At 71.5% G+C, this 18127-nt stretch carries 11 protein-coding genes; 3 read left to right on the top strand and 8 right to left on the bottom strand.

From position 1 onward, the window contains the following. On the top strand, positions 1-498 hold the full coding sequence (locus AB0K00_RS03810) for a GNAT family N-acetyltransferase (RefSeq protein WP_363514701.1): 498 nt from the start codon (positions 1-3) through the stop codon (positions 496-498). Here the strand turns inward: AB0K00_RS03810 and AB0K00_RS03805 are convergent. Together AB0K00_RS03805 and AB0K00_RS03800 are read right to left on the bottom strand one after the other, a co-directional pair. Next, complete coding sequence (locus tag AB0K00_RS03805; protein WP_363514698.1) at positions 495-1715, bottom strand: FAD-binding oxidoreductase; 1221 nt, start codon at positions 1713-1715, stop codon at positions 495-497. The two genes, AB0K00_RS03810 and AB0K00_RS03805, sit on opposite strands and share 4 nt — an antisense overlap. Before the next feature lie 223 nt (positions 1716-1938). Then, positions 1939-2868 (bottom strand): hypothetical protein, encoded by a 930-nt coding sequence (locus AB0K00_RS03800; protein WP_363514695.1) that lies wholly within the window; start codon positions 2866-2868, stop codon positions 1939-1941. A gap of 229 nt (positions 2869-3097) precedes the next feature. On the opposite strand from AB0K00_RS03800, the gene AB0K00_RS03795 reads away from it, so the two are divergent. Then, a complete protein-coding gene (locus tag AB0K00_RS03795; protein ID WP_363515064.1) occupies positions 3098-5173 on the top strand; it encodes a S9 family peptidase in 2076 nt (691 codons plus the stop codon). Between the two features lie 739 nt (positions 5174-5912). On the opposite strand, the gene AB0K00_RS03790 is transcribed toward AB0K00_RS03795, so the two are convergent. The 4 genes from AB0K00_RS03790 to AB0K00_RS03775 form a co-directional block, all read right to left on the bottom strand. After that, entirely contained in the window at positions 5913-6872 is a 960-nt protein-coding gene (locus AB0K00_RS03790) for a threonine/serine dehydratase (RefSeq protein ID WP_363514692.1), read from the bottom strand. A gap of 75 nt (positions 6873-6947) precedes the next feature. Then, a complete protein-coding gene (locus tag AB0K00_RS03785) occupies positions 6948-7919 on the bottom strand; it encodes a TAXI family TRAP transporter solute-binding subunit (protein WP_363514689.1) in 972 nt (323 codons plus the stop codon). Further along, complete coding sequence (locus AB0K00_RS03780; RefSeq protein WP_239136124.1) at positions 7916-8338, bottom strand: roadblock/LC7 domain-containing protein; 423 nt, start codon at positions 8336-8338, stop codon at positions 7916-7918. The genes AB0K00_RS03785 and AB0K00_RS03780 overlap by 4 nt, the downstream gene beginning before the upstream one ends. Then, positions 8338-11142, bottom strand: a complete 2805-nt coding sequence (locus tag AB0K00_RS03775; protein WP_363514685.1) for a nitrate- and nitrite sensing domain-containing protein — start codon at positions 11140-11142, stop codon at positions 8338-8340. The genes AB0K00_RS03780 and AB0K00_RS03775 overlap by 1 nt, the downstream gene beginning before the upstream one ends. A 310-nt stretch (positions 11143-11452) precedes the next feature. On the opposite strand from AB0K00_RS03775, the gene AB0K00_RS03770 reads away from it, so the two are divergent. After that, positions 11453-11764: a hypothetical protein gene (locus tag AB0K00_RS03770; protein ID WP_363514682.1), complete on the top strand. Its 312-nt coding sequence runs from the start codon at positions 11453-11455 to the stop codon at positions 11762-11764. A 33-nt stretch (positions 11765-11797) separates the two neighbouring features. Here AB0K00_RS03770 and pulA read toward each other — a convergent pair whose 3' ends face one another. Then, a complete protein-coding gene (gene pulA, locus AB0K00_RS03765) occupies positions 11798-17533 on the bottom strand; it encodes a pullulanase-type alpha-1,6-glucosidase (protein WP_363514679.1) in 5736 nt (1911 codons plus the stop codon). Between the two features lie 108 nt (positions 17534-17641). Then, positions 17642-18097, bottom strand: a complete 456-nt coding sequence (locus AB0K00_RS03760; RefSeq protein ID WP_363514676.1) for a MarR family winged helix-turn-helix transcriptional regulator — start codon at positions 18095-18097, stop codon at positions 17642-17644. Positions 18098-18127: the final 30 nt, after the last annotated feature.

The following is an 18127-nucleotide window of genomic DNA, read 5'->3' as shown; positions in this document are numbered from 1 at the left end:
GTGCTGCGCGAAGCCGACGAATCGGATGTCGAGACCATCCGCCGCTGGCGCAATCACCCGAAGACCCGCGGTGCCAGCATCTACACCGCGTTCATCACCCCTGAGGGTCACGCACAGTGGTGGGCGAAGGTCCAGTCGGACCCGTCCCGCCGGGCGCTCATCTTCGCCTACAAGGGCAATGACTGCGGCGTCGTCACGTTCAACGACCACGACGAGGACGCCGGCACCGCCGAGTGGGGGTTCTTCCTCGACGTCGACGGCCTGGAGGAGCGCGGCGAGCTGCTGCCCGCGTGGATGGAGCTGGAGAAGGCGGCGGTCGCCTACGCCTTCGACGAGATGAAGCTCACGTCGGTCGGCGGCCGCACGCTCGCGTGGAACAAGCAGGTGATCGCCCTGCACCGGCGGTTCGGCTTCGTCGAGGTGCCGGCACGGCAGTACACGACCGAGATCGACGGTGTCGACCAACTGGTTGTCTGGACGGAGAAGACCCGCCGTTAGCAGGCGGGCAGCCGACCGGGAGCCATCCGCTCCTCGGGGTCCAGGGCGAGCTTCAGCCGGACGGTGTCGTCCGTCAGCCGGCCCGGGCCGTAGGTCTCCACGAGTTCGCGCAGGTCGACGGGGGCGCGCAGGAGCGTGCAACCGCCGCCGCCGCGGGCCAGCAGGACGGTCCTGGCGGCGGTGAGCATCCCGCCGAGCCGATCCGCCGGGATCGTGCCGGGCAGGGCCACGTGGGCGACGCCCGCGCCGACCGAGCCGCGGACCGGCACCGGGATGCCGGCGGCGTCGCGCAACGCGTACACGACGGCGAACAATTCACTGGGCTGGCCCCAGATCTTCAGCGCCACGTCGTCGGCGTCGAACGGGTAGCTGCCCCACCAGTCGGGCGGCGCCTGCTCGACGGCGGCGCCGCCCCCGAGTAAGCGGGCGGCCGCCTCGGCCCTGGCGGTGGCGGCGGCGCGGCTGCCTTCGAACAGCGCGGCGATCTCGGCGGGCCGGCCCGCACCGCCGGGCAGGTCGGCCTCGATGGCGGCGGCGCCGAGCGACGAGGAGACCAGCGCCTCGGTCAGCTGCTGCACCTCGCGTGGGGTCGAGACCGGGCGCACCACCCAGGCCCTGGACGCGGGCAGCGGCTCCAGCCGGACGGTCGCCTCGGTGATCACGCCCAGCGTGCCGAGCGACCCGCAGATCTGCCTGGCCAGGTCGTGCCCGTCGACGTGGCGCTCCAGGCTGCCCTCGTCCAGCGCCACCCGCACCCCCGCGATCAGCTCCCGCGGCGTGCCGAACCGGTGGCGCAGCGGGCCGGCCTCATTGGTGGCGAGGACGCCGCCCAGGGTCGCGCCCGGAGAGGCGACGTCGAGCGGGATGCGTTGGCCTTCGCGCATGAGGTACGCCCGCAGCGCCCGCATAGGGGTGCCGGCGGCGACGGTGGCGACGAGCTCGTCGGGTGCGTGATCGAGCACGCCGGTCATGCGACGGAGGTCCACCAGCACGTCGACGTGCGTGGGCGGGAGTCCCCAGTCGAGTTTGGTGCCGGCGCCGGACGGCACGACCGACAGCCCTGCGGCGGCCGCGGCGCGGAGCACGCCGGAGACCTCCTCGGCGGTGCCGGGCGCCACGACCCAGCTGGCCGGCACGCCGTCCACCCGGTCGGCCGGGCCGGCCTCCCACACGTGCTCCGGCCCGCACGCCTCCGCCAGCACTTCGATCACGCTCACCGCAGCCCACGCTTCCCTGCTCACGGTCCAGCACCAGCTGGACCGTCCGACGAGACGACCACACGGGGAAGTGCTCGCCGGCGGGATTCGCGGAAGCCTGGGCAGGCCGGTGAGGGCATGATCCAAGCTTTCCCAACGACGCGTTCATGAATGATCGAGCGCAGGAACCATGCACATGATGCACCAAGCGACATCGAACATATGTTCGAAGCGTAGTCGGTCCTTACTTCAGCCGCAACTGCTTCCGCAGGAAGGCCACCCGGTCGGTGACCGCCGCCTCGAACGCGGCAAGATCGTGACCGGTGTCGTAGTCCTTGCGCTCCTTCGGCCCGGCGACGCCGTTCGCCAGCTCCGTGCGCTCGGCCTCCGGGACCACCGCGTCCTGCTTGCCGAACTGCAGCAGCACCGGCTTGCGTCCTGTCACCGCGACATATGGCAGAGCATCGAATCGGGACAATGCATCCAGATAGGCGTGCCAGTCGGCCGGCACCGGCGGCTGCCGCACCATCCACCTGGAGATCCGGCTGGTGCCGGAGGCGAGCACGCTCGCTGTGATGCGGGAGTCGACCCCGTACAGGACGGCGCCCTGAGCGGCACCCCAGCTGTGCCCGGCGAATCCGACCCGCGAACCGTCGCAGTCGGAGCGGCGGATCAGCAGGTCGAAGGCGCGCCGCAACGCCACCACGGAGTCGGCGACCACCTTGCTGTCCGCGACCGGATCACCCGACGGCTTGAGCGGCAGGTCCGGCACGCACACCAGCGCGCCCAGCCGCGCCACCGCCATCGCCTCCTCCAGCAGCGTGTCGCGGTTGCCGTCGCTGCCGTGCGCGTAGACCACCGCGGGCAGCCGGCCGGTGAACTTCTCGGGGCCCAGCACGTACGCCGGGATCTCCTCGCGACCCCTGGTGTCGGAATACGTGATGTCCTCGAGGATCACGCCGTCGCCGGTCCGTTTGTCCGTCAGCTGGGCGTTGAGCGTCGCCTTGGCGTCGTAGTTGAACAGCTTCCTGAGCTCGGTGATCGGCACCGGGGCGGGCACGTACACCGAGGGGTCGAACGTGGAGGTCGGTCGGACCGCGCCGGAGGAGCCCGGCGCCGCGCCACCCTTCACGTCAGGTGCATTCGACTCCTCGGCGCACGCTTGGACCAGCATCGCTGCCAGTCCCGCCACCCCAATGTGCAACACCCCGCGACGCCGCACCGCACTCCTCCATGGGCTCGCCCGAACTTCGAGACCATGACGGTACCGGCGCCGCTTTCTCCTACAGGACAGACTGCCGACTTACCCCCTTGGTTGCTTTTCCCGTGGGGTGTCTTGAGGGGGGCGACGCGACGGAAAGTGTCGGTGGGTACGGGTAACGTCTTGAAGCGTGACTTCAGGTGTGACGGGCGTTCAGCCGCCGACGGCGAAGCAGGTTCCGCACGAGCGGACGCACCACGGCGACACCGTGGTCGACGAATACTTCTGGCTGCAGGACAAGGAAGATCCAGACACGGTCGCCTATCTCGAGGCGGAGAACGCCTTCACGACCGCGGCGACGGCGCACCTGGAGAGCCTCCGCGAGACGGCGTTCAACGAGATCAAGTCCCGCACCAAGGAGACCGACCTCTCGGTGCCGACCCGCAAGGGCGCGTTCTGGTATTACACGCGCACCGAAGAGGGCAAGCAGTATGGGATCCACTGCCGCGTCCCGGTCGCCGCGGGTCAGAGCACCCCGCCCGAGATCGGCGACGGCGGCGCCCTGCCCGGCGAGCAGATCCTGCTCGACGGCAACGAGCTCGCCGGCGACTCCGAGTTCTTCGCGCTGGGCACGTTCGACATCAGCCCCGACAGCCGCCGCCTGGCCTACAGCACCGACTTCGCCGGCGACGAGCGCTTCACCCTGCGCGTGAAGGATCTCGACACCGGTGAGCTGCTGCCCGACACCGTCGAGGACGCGTTCTACGGCTCCGCGTGGTCCGGTGACGGCTCGACGCTGTTCTACATCACCGTCGACGAGGCGTGGCGGCCCAACCGGATCTGGCGGCACGCCATGGGCACCGCCGGCGAGGACGTGATCGTCCACGAGGAGACCGACGAGCGGTTCTGGGTCGGCGTCGACCTGACCCGCTCCGAGCGCTTCATCCTCATCGACATCCACAGCAAGATCACCAGCGAGGTCCTGGTCATCCCGGCCGACGCGCCGACCAGCCCGCCGGTGTCGATCGCGCCCCGCCGGCAGGGCATCGAATACTCGGTGGAGCACCACGGCCACCGGTTCCTGATCCTGCACAACGACGGCGCCGAGGACTTCGCGCTGTCCTACACCTCCGCCGACGCCCCGGGCGCCTGGAACACGCTCATCGAGCACGAGCCCGGCACCCGCCTGCTCGGCGTCGACGCGTTCTCCGGCCACCTGGTCATCTCGCTGCGCCGCGACGGCCTCACCGGCATCCGGGTCGTGCCGCTGCACGGCGACGCGTCCTATGACATCGCCTTCCCCGAGCCGATCTACTCCGCCGGCCCCGAGGCCAACCTCGAATACGACACCACCTCGTTCCGCCTGCACTATGTCTCGCTCGTCACGCCCGACTCGGTCTTCGACTGCAACCTCGACAGCGGCGAGCTGACCCTGCGCAAGCAGAAGCCGGTCCTGGGCGACTTCGACCCCGCCCGCTATGAGCAGCACCGCGAGTGGGCCCTCGCCGAGGACGGCACCCGCGTCCCGATCTCCATCGTGGCCCGCGCCGGCACCCCTCGCGACGGCTCCGCCCCCGCCGTCCTCTATGGCTACGGCTCCTACGAGGCCTCGATGGACCCCTGGTTCTCCATCCCGCGCCTGACCCTGCTCGACCGGGGCGTCGTCTTCGCCGTCGCCCACATCCGCGGCGGCGGCGAGATGGGCCGCCGCTGGTATGACGAGGGCAAGCTCCTGGCGAAGAAGAACACGTTCACCGACTTCGTCGCCTGCGCCGAGCACCTGGTCAAGGCCGGCTGGACCTCGTCGGACAAGCTCGTCGCCCGCGGCGGCTCCGCCGGCGGCCTGCTCATGGGCGCCGTGGCCAACATCGCCCCGGAGGCCTTCGCCGGCATCGTCGCCCAGGTCCCCTTCGTCGACGCCCTCAACACCATCCTCGACCCGTCGCTCCCGCTGACGGTCACCGAATGGGAGGAGTGGGGCAATCCGCTGGAGGACCCGGAGGTGTATGCGTACATGAAGTCGTACACCCCCTATGAGAACCTCTCGCCCCGCCCCTACCCCGCGATCCTGGCTGTGACCAGCCTCAACGACACCCGCGTCCTGTATCACGAGCCGGCCAAGTGGGTCGCCCGGCTCCGCACCCTCTCCCCCAACTCCGACGTCCTGCTGAAGACGGAGATGGGCGCCGGCCACGGCGGCCCGAGCGGGCGCTATGACGCTTGGCGCGAGGAAGCGTTCATCACCGCCTGGGTCCTCGACCGGGTCGGCCTCGCCTGACGATCCGCTGAGCCCTGCACGGCCGCCGACGCCTCGCCCGCCATGAACGCGGGCGGGGCGTCGCGTGGTTGAGGCGTCGCGCGGTTGAGTGCCGCCGATAGGCCTTAGCCAGCCATGCGCCGCAGGCGGCCCATGTCGCAGTTTGCTCGGCGGACGGCCGCCACTCGACGACGGCAGCGACAACTCGACCAAGACGTCCCCGGTGTGCCGGCAGCGGACCGGCCACGGCCGCCGCCCACGACGGAGGCGGCTTCCTGCGATAGTTCGAAAGATCCGTGGGGTCGGGACCACGCGGATCCTTCGAGTAATCGCATTTCGGAGGCTGTGACGGCCCGCGTCCGCGGTGGGCTCGGCAGCGGCGGCGGACTCGGTCGCCTGCCTGCCATCGGCGACGACCTCACCGGCCGTGCCCCGCGTCCCGCCGCCGCATCCCGGCAACCGGACGCCCGGCGCGAAACGGACAGGTCGCCGCAGTGCGGCTTGCGCCTGTGGTGGGGGATGACGGTGCGGGTGGGGACGGCCCCTGCGGATGTCCACAGCGAACTGTCCCCACCTGTGGATAACATCGCGGAAGTCTGTGGATGAACACGGCGACGCCTGTGGATAACCACGTGGAGTACAGCCCGGATCCACCTGCGTGTTGCCTGCTCGTCACGCAATCAGCGGTGATCGGGGTCAATCCGTGAGCGGGTGACGGTGGCGATGCCCACAGGTGTTACCCACAGCCTGTGGATAACTGTCAGGAGGCGAAAAGGGTGGCGGCCAGGCGGGGGTCGATGTTGCCGCCGCTGACGACGGCGACGGTGCGGCCGGCGGGGAGTTCGTCGCGGTGGTGCAGGACGGCGGCGGTGGTCACGGCGCCGCTCGGCTCGGCGATGAGGCGGCCGCGGCGGGCGAGCACCTTCACCGCGTCGAGGATCTCGTCCTCGGCGACGGTGACGATCGCGTCGAGGTGGGCGCTGAGGTGGGCGAGGGTCAGCTCCGACAGCGGGGTCCGCAGGCCGTCGGCGACAGTGCTGAGCATGCGCTGCTCGGGCCAGATGCGCACGACGCCGGCGGCGAGGCTCTCCGCGGCGTCGGCGGCGACGGCCGGCTCGACGCCGATCACGGCGACGTGCGGGGCGAGGGCCTTGATCGCGGTCGCGACGCCGGAGGAGAGGCCGCCGCCACCGACGGGGACGACGACGACGTCGACGTTGGAGAGGTCCTCGAAGATCTCCAGGCCGACGGTGCCCTGGCCGGCGATGATGTCGGGGTGGTCGTACGGCGGGATGAGGGTCATGCCCCGCTCGGCGACGAACTGCTTCGCCACCGTCTCGCGGGAGGCCTGCGGGACGAGGATGACCTCGGCGCCGTAGCCGCGGGTCGCCTCGATCTTCAGCGGGGTCGACACGTCGGGCATGACGACGGCGACGGGGATGCCCAGGGCCCGGCCGGCGTAGGCGAGGGCCTGGCCGTGGTTGCCGGAGGAGTGCGTGACCACGCCGGCGCGGCGGTGGTCGAGGTCGAGGCGGTGCAGGGCGTTGGTCGCGCCGCGCAGCTTGAACGCACCGATCGGTTGGAGGCTTTCCGGCTTCAGCCACAGTTCGTCTGCCCAGGGGCACGGCAGCAGCGGGGTGCGGACCACGAGGCCGGAGATCCGCGCGGCGGCGTCGCGGATGTCGTCCAGGCGAACGAGGTCTTGCTGGGTGGCGGTCACGAGGTCATCTTGACAGCCCAAGGGCATGATCACCCTCCTCGCATTCGGCGAATGAGAGATCCATAACGTCACACGTCAGCCGCTGCTGTAGAACCTTGCGGCACCGGGGTGCAGCGGCACCGGATCGGTGCCCAGAGCGCCGGCTTTGTCATAGTTGGCACCCTCGGGGTGTACGCGGCTCAGCTCGAGCTGGTAGTCGAACAGGATTTTCGTCAGGTCGTGGGCCAGCTGCTCCGGCATGTCCGGCGACACCAGCAGGAGGTTGCCGATGACGATCGTGTCGATGTCCGTCGGGGTCTCGTAGACCGCCTTGGGCAGCTTTCCGGCGGCGTACACGGCGCCGTACCGGAATGTGAGCGGCTTGAGCAGATCGGCGAGCGGCAGCAGCGAGTACTCCCCCGGTGCGCTGGCCATCAGGTCGGCGATGCCGGGGGTGGGCAGGCCGCCGGTGAAGAACAGCGCGTCGACCGTGCCGGCCTGCATGGCCTTGGTCGTCTCGGGCAGCGAGAGCCGCGAACGGACGATCTCGGTGTCGGGGTTGATCCCGCCGGCGAAGAGGAGCCGGCCGGCGAGCACGTCGGCGCCCGAGCCGGTCGAACCGGTCGAGACGCGCTTGCCCCGCAGATCGGCGAACTTCGTGATCTTCGCGGAGTTGCGCACGACGACCTGGGCGTAGCTGCGGTAGATCCGGGCCAGCGCGACGACCTTCTGCGGCTTGCCGTCGAAGGGGCCCTTGCCGAGGTAGGCGTCGCCGGCGGCGTCGGCGACGCTGAACGCGACGTCCATGTCACCGGTCGCGACGCGTTCGATGTTCTCGCTGGAGGCGCCGGTCGCCTCGGCGCGCGCCTCGTAGCCGGGCACGTGCTTGGTGACCAGGTCGGCGTAGCCGCCACCGAACTGGTAGTAGACGCCGGTGGTGTTGCCGGTGGCGATGTAGATCCGCCCGCCGTGCCACAGGTCCGCGCCGGCCCGCGGCGGCGTCGTCGAGCCGCACCCGGCGAGAGCGAGGACGACGAGCGCTACCAGTACACCGGGAAAACGCCTCACCGCAGCATCGCATCCCGAGGCAGCGGGTCGAGCGCGTCGGCGACCCGGTGCACGAGCATTGCCGTCTCGTAGCCGACCTGACCGAGGTCGCAGCCGGGTGCGGCGAGCACGCCGAGCAGCGCGCGGTCACCCACCGACATGACGATCATGACGCCGCCGTCCATGTCGACGATGGTCTGGCGCACCTGGCCCGCCTGCATGACGCGGGCCGCGCCGAAGGTGAGGCTGGCCAGGCCGCTGATGACGGCGGAGAGGTGGTCGGCCTGGTCCACCGGCAGGTCGGCGGAGCAGGCCAGGCGCAGGCCGTCGCCGGAGACGGTGATCGCGTGCGCGACATCGGGGACCTGCCGTGCGAAACTCGCCATCAGCCAGTCGAGCTGGCCTGCGCCGGTCGGGTTCTGAGCGTCTGGCATCGCCATCACTGGTCCTTCTGTCCTGAGGCTGTGCTGTTCGTGCGGCGCGCGGCGGCCGACACGCCCTCTGCGAACGCGGAGAGCCGGGACCGGACGGCGTCCGGGTCGACCGCGTTACTGCGGGAGGGCTGCGGCTGCGGTTCAGTGACTCCGGGTGCGAGCTGCGCGCCGGGGCGACGGCGGGGTAGGTCGCCCTGCTCGTTCATCGAGCCACCTCCGGTACTGGACGGGACCTCTGGCCGTGGCGGCCAGGCACCGGGGGGCGGCGGGGTGAACGAACCGGGGATGGGCGGCGCAGGGGTGTCGCCACCGCTGAGATACGGGCGGAACCAGGGTGCGGGCGGCCCGGACGGAGTTGGCTGGTGCTGCCGCGGTACCTGCGGCAGTGGTTGCTGTGCGATGCCAGGCACGGTGTGTTGCGCCACGCCAGGCACGGAGTTATGTGCCACGCCAGGCACGGGGTGATGCGCGACGCCAGGCACCGGATGCTGTGCCGCGCCAGGGACGGAGTGCTGCGCGACGGGCATCGGCGGCTGCGGTGCGCGGGGGCGACCCAGCGGCGCGCCGACGGTCGACGGCACGACCACCGGCGGCGGCCCGAACCCCTGCGACGACCCGAACCCAGGCGAGGCGGAGACGGGCACCGCGGAGATCGGCGCGGAGGAGACCGGCGCGGAGGAGACGGGAGCCGAGGAGACCGGCGCCGACGAGACGGGAGCCGACGACACAGGGGCGGAGGGGAACGGCGCGGAGGAGACCGGGTGCAGCGCCGGCGAGCCGACCGGCAGCGCGCTCATCCGCTCCAGCGCCCGGTGCGGCAGCGCCACGTAGGCGACCGTCCCGCTGCCGGTGGCGTGCAGCTCGACCCGGATCCGGTGCCGGGCGGCGAGGTGGGCCACCACGTGCAGCCCCATCGTGCCGGCCGCCGCGCTGCTCAGCGTCGTCGGCGTGGCCAGCCGCGAGTTGATCTCCACGAGCCGCCGGGGTGCGATGCCGATCCCGCTGTCGTGCACGCGGATGATCGCCCCGTCGACCGTGGGCCGGGCGTCGACGCGGACCTGCTGCGTCGGGGGCGAGAACGTCGTCGCGTTCTCCAGCAGTTCGGCCAGGAGGTGCACGAGGTCACCTACGACCGGCCCGGTGATCGCCAGTTCGGCGGGCTGGACCTCGACCCGCTGGAAGTCTTCGATCTCCGACGCGGCGGCCGTGATGACCGCGCCGATGCCGACCGCCTGGGTCGCCGGCCGGCCCGGCTCGCCGCCGGAGAGGACCAGCAGGTTCTCCCCGTTGCGGCGCAGGCGGGCCGCGATGTGGTCGAGCGCGAAGAGGCGGGCCAGCACGTCAGGGTCGGTCTCGTCGCGTTCGAACTCGTCCAGCAGCCGCAGTTGCCGGGTGATGAGGGTACGGATGCGCCGGGCGAGCACCTCCGCCATCCGGGACACGTCGACGCGCAGTTCCGCCTGCTCACCGGCGAGCCGCAGCGCGGTGCGGTGCACCGTGGCGAAGGCGTCGGCGACCTGCCCGATCTCGTCGTTGGTGGCGGCGATGCTGCGGGTCGCCGCCGCGGCCGAGGTGCCGGTCGGCAGCGGCGCGCCGGTGGTCACGGAGTGGATGACGTCGGGCAGTTCCTGCCGGGCGACGGTGAGGGCGGCGGCCCGCAGCCGGCGCAGCCGGCGGGCGGTCCGCACGGCGAGCGTGATCGCGATGGCGAGCGCGGCGAGACCGACGACGGCGGTGCCGATGACGGTCGCCCAGGCGCGCCGCTGCGCGGTGACGGCGATCTGCTCGGCCCGGCCGTCGAGCCGGTCGGACAGGTTCAGGCTGACGATGTTGAGCCGGCGGATGAAGCCGGACTGCGCCACGAACCAGGTGTCGGCGTCGACCTTCAGCCCGGCCGGGTCCTTCTCGGCGTTGCGGGCGGCGGCGCTGAGCTTGTCGGCCTTGTCGACGTCAAGGCCGCGGATCTCGCCGTCGTACACGGTGCGCTCGGCGCTGGTCGCGGCCCGCTGGAACTCCGCGACCCGCTGGTTGCGGGCGCCGCGCAGGTCCGACATCGCGCCAAGGTCGCCGGGTTCGACGGAGCCACGGGAGAAGACGACGCGCAGCAGGTCACGTTCCAGGGCGGCGAAGTGCTCGACCGCGCCGACGGCGGCGACCGCGCGGGCCGCGTTGGCCAGCTCGATGTCGGCGATCTGCGCCGGCACCGCGTCGGCGATGGCCAGCAGCGCCTCGGCCAGGGGGCGGTACACGGGGTCCGCCATCAGCGAGATCGCGGCGTTGTTGTCGGCGGACTCGCGGGTCGCGCCGAGCCGGCTGTAGATGCCGTTGACCGCCCGGACTGCCTCGTCGAGCGCCGGCACGGCCTTGACCGCGGCGCGGCTGTCGTCGAGGTACCGCTTGGCGGCCACGTCGGTGCGCTGCCGCTGCGCCACGACGAGCGACACGCCGGACTTGCCACCACGTTGCCGCAGCGCGGCGGTCTCGGCGACCTCGCGCTCCAGCTCGTGCACGAAGCTCACCGCGCTGGTCGCGGTCGACGCGAGGGTACGGGCCCGGACCGCGTCCCGCGCGGCGGACGTGGCGGCCGCGGCCTGCGCGGTGCTGAGCGCGGCGAGGCCGATCATGGCGACGATGATCGGCGCGAGCAGCTGGGTGCGGACGGACCGCAGCCGGCTGGGCCGGGCGGCACCGCCGCGGCGGTGGCCGGCGACCGACGTGTCAGGTGCGCCCGACCCGCGCTGCCGACCGCCGCTGCCGATCGCGCGGGGCGAGTCGGCGCCGGTCGCTCGGGAGGAGCTGCTGCCTGCCAACCGTCATCCCCTACTCGTCACAGAGGACACGCAATGTCCGCACGCGTGTGCGGAGAGTGAAGGCGAGTGCGCCCCGTCGACCCGCTGTAGCGGGACAGGACGTTAAGGAGCACGAAAGGGCACGCTACTGGAAAGGCGCTTCGCCGATAAGACTTCATTCGCCGAACGGCGGCGGTCACAAGCCAAACGGCCTGCGATTTGCGACTATGCGTGACGACGGCGTCGCAGTACGACGAAAGTGGCCGCTCCGGCCAGCGCGACGACCACGCCGAGCCCGATCCACCCCGCCGACCGGCGGCTGGTCCCGGTCTTGCCCACCGGGCTCGGACTTGAGGTTGCTTTAACGCTTGGCTCGGCCGATGCGACGCCCCCCGAAACCGACGCCGACGCCGACGGCGCGACCGACCGGCCGGACGGCTCCCGCAGCGACGGCGGCTGGTGCAGCGTGGGCAGCGTCGACGGCGGCGCGCCCGGCTCGATGACCGCCGGCGGACCCGGCAGCGGCGGCCCGGGCGGCGGCGACGGCTTGCCGGTGGCCCCGGCCAGCACCGCGACCAGCAGCAGCCCCGCGACAGTGAACGCCTTCACACCGGACAAAACGGCACCGACCGCCCGTTCCTGAGAACTTTGCGCGGCCGGTGCCGGTGCAGTGCCGTTATGCGGGTTGGACGAACACCGAGACGGTGCGGGCCGGGACGGTGAACGTGCCGTGTGCGGCGTCGAACGTGGCCTGCCGCGCCAGCGGGTCCGCCGAGGCCGCCTGGATCGGATGGAGCGCGAACTGCGCGCCGGTGTAGCCGCCGACCGTCTGCGTGGCGGCGGTCACGCCGGCGTTGAAGACCACGACGATGGTGCGGTACCGCGGGTCGAGACCGCGGGCGTCCAGCGTCATCGTGATCACGCCCGGCGTGGCCGACGGGCCCGACAGCGGGAACGCCACCCGCTGCTGGACCTGGGCGGCGGTGCCGAGGGCGAACGCCGGCGAGCTCGCCCGGATCCGCAGCAGCTCCTGGAAGCGGGCCTCGGCCAGGTCGATCGCGGCGCAGTCGGGCACCAGGGCCGGGTTGGCCAGCAGCGGCTGCGCGTAGGACCACTTGTCCTGGTTGTCGGCGGCCGGTGGCAGGCCCGCGCCGAAGCCGTTGCCGCCGGCGCAGTCCCACCGGATCTGGTTGAACCAGTCGCCGGAGTTGAACGAGTTGCGGTCCAGGGACTTGGAGCGCAGCCGGTCGGAGCCGGCGGTGACGAACCCGGTCCCCTGCCCGAACACCGTCGTGGACAGGGCGAGCACCTGCAGCCTCGCCCGCTGCTCCGCGGTCGTGCCGGGCGGCAGCTTGTAGGCGAGGGCGTCATACAGGATCTCGTTGTCGTGCGCGTCGACGTAGGTGACGCCCTCGGCGGGCAGCCTCGTGTACCCGGCGGGCGAGCCGTTGTAGTCGACCTGCGCGCCGGTGACCCGGTGGCCGGTGGAGTCGACGAACTCGTAGGCGGCGAGGTTGCCGGTGAGCCCGACCTGGATCAGGTCCTGGTAGTGCAGCAGCCTGGCCCGTTGCTCGGCGGTGCTGCCGTTGGCCGGGTCGCCGTTGGGCGCGGTGTACAGGCCGGACGCGAACCCCTGGATGCGCGGGTCGCCGTCGAACGGGCCGCCGCCGCGGACCGCGTCGCGGAGCCGGTCGTTGAACGTGCCGATCCCGGTGCCGGCCATGTTGGTCTGGGTCGCCTGCACGAAGCGGGCGTCGTTGGCGACCTCGCCGAAGTTCCAGCCCTCGCCGTAGATCAGGATCTTCTTGCCGTCGACACCGTCCTTGCCGAGGGTCAGCTGGTCCAGGGCGGCGCGCACCGCCAGGATGTTGGCCTTCGGGTGGTGGCCCATGAGGTCGAAGCGGAAACCGTCGACCTTGTACTGCTTGGCCCACAGCACCACCGAGTCGACGACCAGCTTGCCCATCATCGCGTTCTCCGGCGCGGTGTTGGCGCAGCAGGTCGAGTTGGCCACGGTGCCGTCGTCGAGCAGCCGGTGGTAGTAGCCGGGCACGATCTGGTCGAGGACCGAGTGCGCGTCGGTGCCGGCGGCGGTGGTGTGGTTGTAGACCACGTCCACGACGACCCGCAGCCCGGCGCCGTTGATCCCGGCGACCATCTGGCGGAACTGGTTGATCCGTGGGGTGCCCTGCGGGTCGGTCGCGTAGGACCCTTCGGGGGTGGAGTAGTGGAACGGGTCGTAGCCCCAGTTGAAGCCGTCCTGCTCCGCGATCTGGGCGATGCAGGCCTGCTGCTGGCTGGAGTCCGGTGGCAGCGCGGCCAGGTCGCACGGCGGCTGCAGCTGGTCGGCCCGCCGCTCCGGGATCGTGGCGATGTCGAAGACCGGCAGCAGGTGCACGTAGGACGCGCCGGCCTGGGCCAGCTCCCGCAGGTGCGTCATGCCCGCCGACTGCGCCTGCGTGAACGCCAGGTACGTGCCGCGCTGCTCCTGCGGCACGGTGGTGTCGGCGACGGAGAAGTCCCGCACGTGCAGTTCCTGGATCTGCGGCCGGGACGGCGCCGGCGGCTTGCGCACCGCGGACCAGCCGGGCGGCTGCAGCGCGGCGTCGGACAGGTCGACGATCTGGCTGTGGGTGGAGTTCGCGGCCAGGGACACGGAGTACGGGTCGGTCACCGACGCCGTCGTCACCCCCCGGACCGCGGGCTGCCAGGCGGTGACCCGGAACCGGTAGTAGCGGCCCTTCCAGGTCCGGTCGCCGACCACGCTCCACACGCCGGTGTGCTCGTCGCGCTGCATCGGCTTCAGCACCGGCTGGGCGGCCGGGTCGTCGAAGAGCTCGAACACGACGTTCTGCGCCGTCGGCGCCCAGACGCTGACCGCGACCCGGCCACCCTCGAAGTGCGGGCCGAGCTTGGCCCCGACGGCACCCACGTACAGGTCGTCGAGCGCCCCGGCGACCTGCACGGCGCTGGCCTCGGTGACGGTGCCGGCGGCGTCGCGCTCGACGACGACGACCTGCCCCCGCAGCGCCGTGGCGATCGCGGTGCGGTCACCGGTGACGTGGAACGCCTGATACGCCCACAGGTGCGGGTACTTCGCCCGTTGCGGCTCGGTCAGGCTGCCGGTCGCCCGCATGGCGAGGGCCGTGGCGGTGCCGACCACCTGCCCGTCGACCACCGACAGCCCGCCGGCGGGCGCGGACAGCAGCTCGTAGCTGTGCCCGTCGGTCGGCCCGGCCCGCCAGGCGATGGTGTCGCGGTCGACCCACACCGCCTTGGCCTTGGTCAGGTCGGTGTCGGGGGTGCCCTGCGGCGGGATCGGCAGCAGGTACCGCTCCTGCCCGGACAGGATCCACACCTCGTGCCCGACGGTGACGAGGTCGAGCGCCTGGTCGCTGGGCAGGTCCTTGGTGTCGCCGTTGTGCACGATGTAGTTGAGCGTGGTGGCGTTGTCGGCGAGGGGTACGCGGAACCGGGCCCCGAACGCGTCGAAGCCCTCCGGCGGCAGCGGGCTCGCCCACTCCGTCGGGGTCGCGGCGCCGGTCCAGACGTGCAGGCCCCACCCGGTGTAGTCGCCGGCCGGGCGGCGGTAGTGCAGCACCGCGGTGTGCTCGGCGGCGGCGCGGGTCGGGTGCACCGTCGCGTCCCCGGAACGCACCCATGCCTCGCCCTGCCGGCTCGGCAGGACGGACTGGTCGGCGCCGGGGTCCTTCACGTCGCCCTTGTGGACGATGAAGTTGACCGGCTTGCCCGGGTCGGTCACCGGCACGTGCCAGAAGGCGCCGTAGGCGTCGGTGCCGTCGGGCTGGCGCGGCGCGGACCAGTCGGTGCCGGTGCCGGGCGCGAGGCCGTCGCCCCACAGGTGCAGGCCCCAGCCGGTGTAGTCACCGTCGGGCCGCCCGTAGTGCACGGCGACGGTGCCGGTGGCCGCGGCCTGTGAGGTGTAGATGGTCGCGTCTCCTTGCTTGAGCCAGATCTCCGGCGTCTTCGTCGGGTCGAGCGAACGGTCGACGGCGACGTCCTTCACCCCGCCGGAGTCGACCACGAGGAAACCGACATTCGCCGCTCCCGGCTTCAGCTTGACCCATGCGAAGCGCCCGTACGAGTCCTCCCCGGCGAACGGGGCACCGACCGGCCATGTCATCGGCGACTCGATGTCGCCCCACGCGTACAGGCTCCACGGGTCATAACCGCCGGTCGGACGCTGGTAGTGCACGATCGCGTAGTCGGGCGCGGCCGCGCTCGGCGGCGTGCCGACCTTCGCCGTGATCCTCGTCTCGGCGGTGCGACCGGACCCGTCCCGCACGACCGCCTTGTACGTCAGCGGGGTGCCGGCCGGCAGCCCGTCGAGGTCGTGGTAGACGCTGTACGGTGCGGCGTTGTCGGTGCCGAGCAGCTTCCACGGGCCGTTGCCGACCTTCGCGGCGAACGTGACCGTCGACAGCGGGTCGCCGGTGACCTCCGCCTTGACCTCGGCGCGGCCCGGGACCGGCTGCCCGGCGGCGGGCGCGACCAGCTTGACCGTCGGCTTGGCGGCCGGCTTGGCGATCGCGCCGCGGGCCTTGAACACCACGGTGCTCAGCGGCGGGACGTCGACCTGCAGCCCGCCGTCGCCGGCGGACGCGGCGATCCCCCCACCGGCCGGGTAGATCCGGTCGAAGGTGGTGCTCGCCATGTAGGTGGGCACGGTGACGGTCTGGGTCGTGGTCGCGTTGTTGGTCGCGACCAGGTACTCCACCCGCTGCTGCGGGTCGATCCGGGAGAACGCGAAGACGCCCGCGCCCTGCGCCGCGTAGCGGGTCACCTGGACGCCCTGCTTGAGCGCCGGGTGCGCCTGCCGCAGCCGGGCCAGGTCGGCGATGGTGCGGTAGATCGGGTGGGTCTCGTCGTAGTGCGCGGTGGCGTGGGTCGTGTCGGTGCCGAGCAGGTCGTCGTCGAGGTAGTCGGGCGAGACGCTCGGGAACATGTCCTGCCGGGCGTCCTTGTCGCCGCCGGCGCCGGTGAAGCCTTGCTCGTCGCCGGAGTAGATGACCGGCTGCCCGCGGGTGAGGAACATCAGCTCGTGGCCGAGCTGGTCGCGGCGCAGGTGGCTGGCCGGGTCGGTGCCGCCGCCGGCGACGAACATGCCGATGCGGCCCATGTCGTGGTTGCCCAGGAACGTCGGCAGGGTCCCCGCGGTCGTGCCCGCGGAGGTGTACAGGTCGTCCTTGGCGTAGACGCCGGCGAGCCCCGCCGCGGAGCCGCCCCGCGCCACGTAGTCGGTCGCGGCCTGCTGGAACGGGAAGTCCAGGGTCGCCGGGAGCCGGCCCTTGCGCACGTAGATCGAGTCGAACTCGGGGTCGGCGTCGTACACCTCGCCGAACATGAAGAAGTCGGGCTTGGCGACCTTGTCGATGCCGTCGACGAACTGCGGCCAGAAGTCCAGGTTGACGTGCTTGGTGGTGTCGATGCGGTAGCCGTCGATGCCGGTGTCCTTGACCCAGTCGGCGTAGATCTTGGTCATGCCGCGGACCACCTCGGGACGCTCGGTCCACAGGTCGTCGAGGCCGAAGAAGTCGCCGTATTCGCTGTTCTCGCCGCTGAACGTGGAGTCGCCGCGGTTGTGGTACATCAGCGGGTCGTTGAGCCAGGCCGGCTTCTTGGCCGTCTTGTCCGCCTCATTCGCGAAGACCGGGGTGTAGGGGAACGACTGCGTGTTCACGGGCGGGAACCCGTGCTGCCCGTCGGCGAAGGCGCGGTCGTCGAACTTGTTGCCGGCCGCGTCCTTGTACGGGTAGTCGGTCTTGTTCCGGTACGTGTACTGGTTCTGCGCATACCGGATGACGTCGGCGGTGTGGTTGGTGATGACGTCGAGGTAGACCTTGATGCCGCGCCCGTGCGCGAGCCGGATCAGCCGCTTGAGGTCGTCCTTCGTGCCGAAGTGCGGGTCGATCTGGGTGAAGTCGGTGGTCCAGTAGCCGTGGTAGCCGGCGGAGATGTCGGCGCCGCTGCCCTGCACCGGCCGGTTCTTCAGCACGGGCGCGAGCCAGATCGCGGTCGTGCCCAGGTGCTCGATGTAGTCCAGCTTGCTGATGACGCCCTTGAGGTCGCCGCCGTGGTAGAAGCCCTTGTCCACCGGGTCGTAGCCGGTGCTCAACCGGTCGCCGGGCAGACCGCCCGTGTTGTTGGCCGGGTCGCCGTCGGCGAAGCGGTCCGGGAGCACGAAGTAGAACTGCTCGGCATGCCGCTCGGTGGAGCCGGCAAGCAGGCTCGCGATCGACGGCTCGCCCTCCCACTGCGGGACGCCGTCGGCGTAGCCACTGGGCGCCTTCGCCTGGTCCGGGAGCGTCGGGACGCTGCCCGGCACCGCGGCGATCATGGCCACGGCGATGCCCGCGGCGGCGATGGTTTGCGTGAGTTTCAGACGCTTCATGGCGGGGCCTCATCATCTCGCGGCAGGCCGTGAACGTATCGACACAGAATGATCGACACAAGGCTTGCCGCGCAGCGACCCCCGTCGTTGCCTGTCCTTCGCCCGGCGTTATTTGAGCGAGGCCGTGATCGCCTCACTGATCTTGCGCAGCTGCTCCACCTGCTCCGGAGTGAGCGGGTCGAACAGGTGGGTGCGCACCGTCTCCACGTGCCCGGGGGCGGCGGCCTCGATGGCGGCGAACCCGACCTCGGTCAGGTCGGCGAACTGCCCGCGCTTGTCGTCGTCGCAGTCGCGCCGGCGCACCCAGCCGCGGGCCTCGAGCTTGGTGACCGCGTGGCTGAGCCGGCTACGGGAGGAGCGGGTGAGGTCGGCGAGCTCGCTCATCCGCCGGGTGCGTCCCGGTGACTCCGACAGCACGACAAGGATCTCGTAGTAGGCGTGCGGCATGCCCGCGTCGTGCTGCAACTCGCGGTCGAGCCGGTCGATGAGTTGCGTCGTGGCGGTGTAGAAAGCACGCCAGGCGAGTTGTTCGTCGGCGTCGAGCCAGCGGGTCGGTGGACTCACATCGCTCCCCTCCAGGAGTGCCTGCCTGCG

It is taken from the genome of Dactylosporangium sp. NPDC049525 (genome assembly GCF_040676755.1).
In the GTDB taxonomy this organism is placed as follows: domain Bacteria; phylum Actinomycetota; class Actinomycetes; order Mycobacteriales; family Micromonosporaceae; genus Dactylosporangium.
Note: the sequence above shows the minus strand (reverse complement) of the source record. Positions and strands in the feature narration are given on the sequence as shown.